Raw genomic sequence first — 7,481 nt, 5'->3', positions numbered from 1 at the left:
ATGTCCGACTTTTCGGGCATCAAAGGCTGGCCGAAGTGGAGGGGGCAGACCTCTTCGATCCCTTGTTCGCCGTTCGCTCCGAGGTCCTGGCCTGGCTTGCCGTCACATTTCGGGCCGCAGCATCGGAGGGTTGAGGAGAGTCGCGCCGCCGGCCCGGAAGAGCTGGGCGGGACGCCCGCCCTGGCGCGTGGTCGTCCCGCCGGTGGGGACGAGGAAGCCCGGCGTGCCCGTCACCTTGCGGTGGAAGTTGCGGGGGTCGAGCGCCACGCTCCACACCGCCTCGTAGACGCGACGCAGCTCGCCGACGGTGAACTCGGGCGGGCAGAACGCGGTGGCCAGCGACGAGTACTCGATCTTGGAACGGGCCCGCTCCACCCCGTCCGCCAGAATCTGGGCGTGGTCGAAGGCGAGCGGCGCCACCGGCTCGCCGTCACGGCCGTAACCAGCCTGCTCCAGCAGCTCCTCGACCGGCGCCCAGCGCGCGTTACTGGCGTCACCGCCCGCCCGTGGCGCGGGCAGGTCGGGAGCGAGCGCGAGGTGGGCGACGCTGACCACCCGCATCCGGGGATCGCGCTCGGGGGCGCCGTACGTCGCAAGCTGTTCCAGGTGGGCGCCGTTGTCCTGGGTGGGTGCGACGGGGTCGTGGACGCACAGTCCCGTCTCCTCGGCCAGTTCCCGCGCCGCCGCCTGCGCCAGGTCCTCGTCGGCCCGTACGAAACCGCCGGGCAGGGCCCAGCGGCCCCGAAACGGCGGCTCGCCCCTGCGCACGGCCAGCGCGCACAGGGAGTGGCGGCGCACGGTCAGCACGACCAGGTCCACAGTGACGGCGAAGGGCGGAAAGGCTGACGGGTCGTAGGGCATGCGGCGATCATAGTCGTCTGCCTGACGATAAACACTCCCTTCACCGACCGCCTCGCGGCTGATCCACTTCCTCCGACGTGGGCCGCGCCGCCCACTGCCGGTCTCCGTTCGAGGCCACGTCAGGCCAGGTCAGGCTCCAAGTTGCAGCCCGTCGGCGGCCTCTTCGACCATGGCCATGCCGAGCCTGCCGACCCGCACCGAGAAGGGTGCTCCGGCGATCCGCAGCCCCGTCAGCCCGAGCTCCCCCAGGGGCGCGCTGCGTACAGGACGCAGGGTGACGGTCCCGCCCGGCGCGTCGGGGCGAATGCCCACGAGCGTCGTCAGCAGCAGCACCCCGGCGGCGGCCGCGGTGGCGGCGGGACGGCAGGCCGCCGGATGCGGCAGTGGGGTGCTCGCGTCGGTGCGCTGCTCCCCCGCGTACATTTCCGGCAGGCGGTGGCCGAAGGCGCCCGCCGCGGCCAGTACGCCGCGCAGCAGCGAGCCCGCCTCCTTCTCATGACCGGCAGTGGCCAGCCCCGCCACCGCGATCGCGGTCTCCGGGACGCGCACTGCTCCGGCACGATGCCCGAAGGGGTTGTATCCCGCTTCACTCGCGGCCAGTCCGCGCAGCCCCCAGCCCGAGTTCATGGCCGGCTTGCCCAGCAACCGGGCCAGTTGGCCGGTCTGTACCGGGTCGAGCAGGCCCGGGGCCGCGGCGCCCCCACCGAGCAGCCCGGTGTCGAGGAGGTGCGCCGCGGTCGCACTCAGGTACGGCACGAGGCGTCCGTCCGGGGACCGGGCCGCCGCAGGCCGCCCGCCTGCCGGGTCGTCGATCCAGAAGTCCCGCCGGAACTCCGCCCGCAACCACCGGGCCCACTCCCGCAGTCCGTCACCGCCCGGTCTGCCGAAGGCGTCGAGCAGCTCGGCCCCGAGCAGGGCGGCACGGTGTGCGTGGGCCTGGGTCTCACAGCGGACGGGGCCGTCGGGGTGCGGATCGTGTACGTAGGTTCCGTCTCCGACGGCGCCGCGCAACCAGGTCAGACACCGCTCGGCCGCCGGCATCAACTCCTGCGTCTCGTCGTCACCGAGCCCCCAGCGGCGGGCTTCCGCGAGGAGCACGGGAAAGAGCAGGGTCGCCTCCGTACCGGTGCAGCCCGGCGGCAGATGCGGACCGGTGTCCCGCCCGGGCCCGGGGACCATGCCGGCCCGCGGACCGGGGCCACGACGCTGGGTGCGCGCGAGGGTGCGCAGCGTACCCTCGGCGAGCCGGGTACCGAGGGGAAGCGCCATCCGGGCGGCGACGAGCGCCTCGCCGGGGGCCAGACCGCAACGCCAGGGGACGCCGGCCGCGAGATGGACGTCGGCCGGGTGCGCGGGATCGCGCAGCATCAGGGCTCGGAGGTCCTCGATGCTGGTCCGCAGGAGGGCGGTGACCGCGGGGTCGTCACCGGTGGCGTGCGCCGAGGCCAGCGGGCCGGCCGCCGTGCGGCCCACGGACCGAAGCGGTCCCCCGCCGTCCGGCCGCACGCGCAGCTCGACGCTTGTGCTGCCGCCCGGTGGCAGTACGAATTCCCACCGCAGCAGTCCCGCGGAAGCCAGTGCGTCGGCGGGCGGCGGGACTGCCGTGACCGACGCGCCGGCCGCGGCACAGGACCAGCGCAGGCCGGCGTCGTGGACGCTGGCCGGCAGGTCGGGGCCCGCGCGTCCTGCGGCGATCGTTCCCAGGTCGGCCAGATCCGTCCCCAGGGCCACCTCGACCGGCAGCCGCAGCGGACGGGGCGCCCAGCTGTGCAGGGTGATCCGCTCCGTACCGTCGGCGTCCCGGGTCCGCTCGACCATGACGTCCGGATCCGGCCCCGGCGCGGAAGACGTCCGAAGCGTTCCCACGAAGCGGGCGCGGTCCGCGCCTGCCATCCGGGCCTGCGACGGAAGCGGTTCGCGCCCGGCCACGCGAAGGCGGCACCGGGAGAGCAGACGCCGGCCCGCGCGGTAGAACCCCTCCAGCCCCAGTCCGGTCAGCTGCCCCTGTTCCGTGGAGATCACGAGGCCCGGAAGGGCCACGCCGATCAAGGACCGGTGGGTGGGGGGCAGATCCCCGCGCCTGCACGGCGTCGCAGGCGGCGCACCGGAAGGAGCGGCCGGCTTCGCACCCGACCGCGTCGGAGGAACCGACGACGCGGGCCGGGGCCGGACCGTCGGCGGAACGGCCCCGGCCGGCCCGCGCATCCCGGCCGGCGTCACGGACTCGGCGAAGAGCGGCAGCGCTGCCCTCCGGTCGGCGGCAGCGGTGCCAGGGGCGGGGGAGGGCGGAGTCGGCTGGTGCATCGGAGGGCTCCCTCTGTGCTCGGTGCGCCTCGGGCGGAACGGCGCCGTGGGTGGTGGTTCGGCCGGACGGGTGTGGTGCGGTGCGGTGTCCCGGCCGGACCGGGCGTTCCGCCACTCAGGTGAACGGAGCGGGCGTCCTCCGGGTCACGCCCGCGGCGTGGTCGCCGGGCCGGCGAGGGTGCGAGCCGCGAGTCGTCTCCCCCACCCGATCACCGGAACGCGCTGACGGCCCTCACCGAGGAGCGACGGCAGGAGAATCTCCGGACGGCAGGCCACGGCACCCGGTCGGCGAGGGAGTCGCGGAATCTCCCTCGCTGCCCGGCGGCCGACCGTTGCCGGCCACATGCCATGGACCTGATGGGTCGCGACCGCCCCCTCAGAGTCGCTCGCCGCCCCCCTCGGTCCCGGGCTCTCCCCTGACCGCACCCTCCGCGCAGGCGTCCATCCGGTCCGTGGCCGCCGTCCCCGAGGCGCGCGACCTCGTACGGCCCGTCCGAGCGACGCCCGGGCGTTCGCCGCCCGCCGGAGTGCGAGGACGCCCGATCTTCGCGCCGGACGCACGGTCCTGCGTCCTCGCACGGCGACGGACTCCGTCGGCCGAGGCGACGGAGCGCGTGCGGCGCCGGCGGCCCGGCGACGTCGGCGGAGCGCACGAGTCTCCGGCCGGCTCGCTCTGCCCGGGTGCGCCGACCTGCTCTTCGCCATCCGAGACGCCGCCTCCCGGGCCTCCACGGTCCCCACGCTCGGTACGCAGGCAGCGGCGGACCGACTCGGGATCGAGGCCCTCGTTGCACGCCTGGTGCAGGAGCCGGGCGAAGAGATAGTCCGGATCCGCACCGAGTGCCATGGCCAGAGCCTCTCGAGCCTCCAGCTCGTCGCCGGTGGACCAGGCGACCCATCCCGCCAGGGTGAGGGGCGCGGCCGCGTGTTCGCCGTAGGGCCCGACGCAGCGACGGGCCAGGGCCCGCCAGAGGCGCAGCGCGGGCCGCGCCTCGTCCCCCTCCATCCACTCGGCCGCGCGGTCACGGGTCGTACGGTCCTGGAGCCCGAGGATCAGCGCCGCCGCCTCGTCGTGTCCGAGCAGTTGGTCGTCGCGCAGATCCTCGGCCGGCACGCCGGACACCGGCGGGGCCTCGGTGAGGCGCCGCATGGCCCGCTGCGCCAGATCCAGCGTCTCCTCGGCCACGTCCGAACGGCCGGTGCCGTCGAGGATCCGGGAGACCACTGTCATGGCGACCGCGTCCAGGGCGGCCTCCTGTTCGTGTGCCGCGGCGTTCTCCATGGGAAGCAGCCTGGCCCGCAACTCACTCAGTGAACCGCGCACCTGGATACCGGCGTAGGTGGCCGCCGCGGCCAGCACGGACGTGCCCGGCAGTCCCATGAGGGTGCCCTCGGCCGGGCAGCAGACCGCGTCGTCGCAGCAGTACGACCAGAAGCGCCCCGCCGAGACGCACAGCGCCTCGACCACGGGGACGTCGAGGGCGCCGCACTCGACACGCAGCTTCTGTGCCAGCGGCCGCAGTCGCTCCATCACCTCTCGGCCGGTCTCGCCCCGTGCCGGTTCCTGACAGAGGTAGGCGACCATCCGCTCGGGCCGCGCCCCTCGGCGCTCACTGCCGGTCACCAGCCCGTGGACCAGCTGTCCGGCCGCGCCCGCCCAGTCGTCCGCGTTCGCCGGAATGCCGAGGCGGGCCCGACCGCCGAAACGGCCCCGTCCGTCCCTGTCCCGCAGGGCGGCCAGGACGATGCTGTCCTCGGGCCGGTACCCGAGGAGGTACGGCAGGGCGTCAGCCAGTTCCGCGGGGGTGCGCAGGGTGATCTGGTGCTCATCGCCGGGAGTACCGTACGGCGGGTGGGCCGTCCCGCCCGGCGTCGCGGGCCCCGGGACGTCACCGTTCTCGGAGCTTCCAGTCGTTTCGCTGTGGTTCGTCATGGCCCGACGATCTCGCGGATCGGAAACCTCCGCTTGCCCTGTGGATAACGCTCTGTGGATAACTCCAATCAGGGACACGTCATGCAGGCAGATCGGAGACGGTGCCCCTCCCTCCAACGGCCTCGCCCGCCCCGCCCCGCCGTCCGGCTGTCAGTCCCGTCCTGTTGTATGGAACGCATGGAGCACACGAGCAACGCGGATCTCCGGACAGCGGCCGACACGGTCCTCGCCCGCCTCGTCGGGGACGCCTCCGGCACCGCCCGGCTGCGCGAGGACCAGTGGCGGGCGATCGAGGCGCTGGTCGCCGACCGGCGCCGGGCCCTCGTCGTCCAGCGCACCGGGTGGGGCAAGTCCGCGGTCTACTTCGTGGCGACCGCGCTCCTGCGCGACCGCGGCGCCGGGCCCACCGTGATCGTCTCCCCGCTGCTCGCGCTCATGCGCAACCAGGTCGAGGCCGCGGCCCGGGCAGGCATCCGCGCTCGGACCATCAACTCCTCCAACACCGAGGAGTGGGACTCGGTCCAGGACGAGATCGCCGCGGGCGAGGTCGACGTGCTCCTGGTGAGTCCCGAGCGGCTCAACAACCCGGACTTCCGCGATCAGGTGCTGCCCAAGCTCTCCGCCGCCACCGGTCTGCTCGTGGTGGACGAGGCCCACTGCATCTCCGACTGGGGCCACGACTTCCGACCGGACTACCGGCGGCTGCGTACGATGCTCACCGACCTCCCGCCCGGCGTACCGGTCCTGGCGACCACCGCCACCGCCAACGCGCGCGTGACCGCCGACGTGGCGGAGCAGCTCGGCACCGGCGGCACGTCGGACGCGCTGGTGCTGCGCGGCCCGCTGGACCGGGAGAGCCTCAGCCTGGGTGTGCTGCGACTGTCCGACGCCGCACACCGGATGGCCTGGCTCGCCGACCACCTCCACGAGTTGCCGGGCTCCGGGATCATCTACTCCCTCACCGTGGCCGCCGCCGAGGAGGTCACCGCCTTCCTGCGGCAGCGCGGCCACACCGTCGCCTCCTACACCGGCAAGACCGAGAACGCCGACCGGCAGCAGGCCGAGGACGACCTGCTCGCCAACCGGGTCAAGGCACTGGTCGCCACGTCGGCGCTGGGCATGGGATTCGACAAGCCCGACCTTGGCTTCGTGGTGCACCTGGGTTCGCCCTCCTCCCCCATCGCGTACTACCAGCAGGTCGGCCGTGCCGGGCGTGGTGTCGAGCACGCGGAGGTGCTCCTGCTGCCGGGGAAGGAGGACGAGGCGATCTGGGAGTACTTCGCCTCCTTGGCCTTCCCGTCGGAGGACTTGGTGCGCCGCACGCTCGACATCCTCGCGCGAGCGGAACGCCCCCTGTCGCTGCCCGCTCTGGAACCCCTTGTGGAGCTGCGCCGTTCCCGCCTGGAGACCATGCTCAAGGTCCTCGACGTGGACGGCGCGGTCAAGCGAGTCAAGGGAGGCTGGATCGCGACCGGGCAACCGTGGGCGTACGACGCGGAGCGGTACGACTGGGTGGCACGGCAGCGGGAGACCGAACAGCAGGCGATGCGGGACTACGCCTCGACGACGGACTGCCGGATGGAGTTCCTGCAACGCCAGTTGGACGACGAGGGGGCCAAACCCTGCGGACATTGTGACAACTGCTCCGGTCCGCGCTTCACCGCGGACACCTCCCCCGATGCTCTCGACGCCGCACGGGTGGACCTCGGCCGGGCCGGCGTCGAGGTCGAGCCCCGCCGCATGTGGCCGACCGGACTTCCCGCTATCGGCGTCGATCTGAAGGGGCGCATTCCGCCCGGGGAACAGGCCGGAACGGGCCGGGCATTGGGACGCCTGTCAGACATCGGCTGGGGCAACCGGCTGCGACCGATGCTCTCGGCCCAGGCGCCGGACGGCCCGGTGCCGGACGATGTCGCGAAGGCCGTCGTCACTGTGCTGGCGGACTGGGCGAAAGGCCCCGGCGGCTGGGCTTCGGGAGCGGCCGACGCCCCACCACGTCCCGTCGGGGTGGTGACCCTGGCCTCGCGCACCCGACCCCAGCTGGTCCACTCCCTCGGAGCACGCATCGCCGAGGTCGGCAGGCTGCCGCTGCTCGGTTCGGTCGAGTACACGGGTGTGGCGCCCAGGGCGCCGCGCAGCAACAGCGCGCAGCGGCTCAAGGCACTCGACGGCGCGCTGACGGTTCCGCCCTCCCTCTCCGCCACGCTCACCGGCCTTCAGGGCCCGGTTCTTCTAGTGGACGACTGCACCGAAACCGGCTGGACCCTCGCAGTGACGGCCCGGTTGCTCCGCCGCGCGGGCGCCCAGGGAGTGTTGCCCATGGTCCTGGCCGTGCAGGGATGATCGCCCGCCGCGGGCGCACATCGCAGGTTCGAAGCCCGCG

At 73.7% G+C, this 7,481-nt stretch carries 4 protein-coding genes; 1 reads left to right on the top strand and 3 read right to left on the bottom strand.

The genetic code is table 11. The annotated features are described in order from the left end of the window. Nucleotides 1–102: 102 nt before the first annotated feature. The 3 genes from ABEA26_RS03165 to ABEA26_RS03155 form a co-directional block, all read right to left on the bottom strand. A complete protein-coding gene (locus ABEA26_RS03165; protein WP_345588953.1) occupies nt 103–861 on the bottom strand; it encodes an NUDIX hydrolase in 759 nt (252 codons plus the stop codon). A 129-nt stretch (nt 862–990) separates the two neighbouring features. After that, nucleotides 991–3,165: a glycogen debranching N-terminal domain-containing protein gene (locus tag ABEA26_RS03160; RefSeq protein WP_425587779.1), complete on the bottom strand. Its 2,175-nt coding sequence runs from the start codon at nt 3,163–3,165 to the stop codon at nt 991–993. A gap of 376 nt (nt 3,166–3,541) precedes the next feature. Then, a complete protein-coding gene (locus ABEA26_RS03155) occupies nt 3,542–5,098 on the bottom strand; it encodes a DUF4192 domain-containing protein (protein WP_345588952.1) in 1,557 nt (518 codons plus the stop codon). Nucleotides 5,099–5,275: 177 nt separating this feature from the next. Here ABEA26_RS03155 and ABEA26_RS03150 point away from each other — a divergent pair, with 177 nt between their 5' ends. Further along, on the top strand, nt 5,276–7,441 hold the full coding sequence (locus ABEA26_RS03150) for a RecQ family ATP-dependent DNA helicase (RefSeq protein ID WP_345588951.1): 2,166 nt from the start codon (nt 5,276–5,278) through the stop codon (nt 7,439–7,441). Nucleotides 7,442–7,481 lie beyond the last annotated feature (40 nt).

It is taken from the genome of Streptomyces marokkonensis (assembly GCF_039539045.1).
GTDB lineage: Bacteria > Actinomycetota > Actinomycetes > Streptomycetales > Streptomycetaceae > Streptomyces > Streptomyces marokkonensis.
The sequence above is the reverse complement of the archived record's forward strand: the minus strand, read 5'-3'. Positions and strand labels throughout refer to the sequence as shown.

Coding starts and splice junctions, on each gene's coding strand:
- ABEA26_RS03165 (WP_345588953.1), bottom strand. CDS start 861: ATGCCCTACGACCCGTCAGCCTTTCCGCCCTTCGCCGTCACTGTGGAC.
- ABEA26_RS03160 (WP_425587779.1), bottom strand. CDS start 3,165: ATGCACCAGCCGACTCCGCCCTCCCCCGCCCCTGGCACCGCTGCCGCC.
- ABEA26_RS03155 (WP_345588952.1), bottom strand. CDS start 5,098: ATGACGAACCACAGCGAAACGACTGGAAGCTCCGAGAACGGTGACGTC.
- ABEA26_RS03150 (WP_345588951.1), top strand. CDS start 5,276: ATGGAGCACACGAGCAACGCGGATCTCCGGACAGCGGCCGACACGGTC.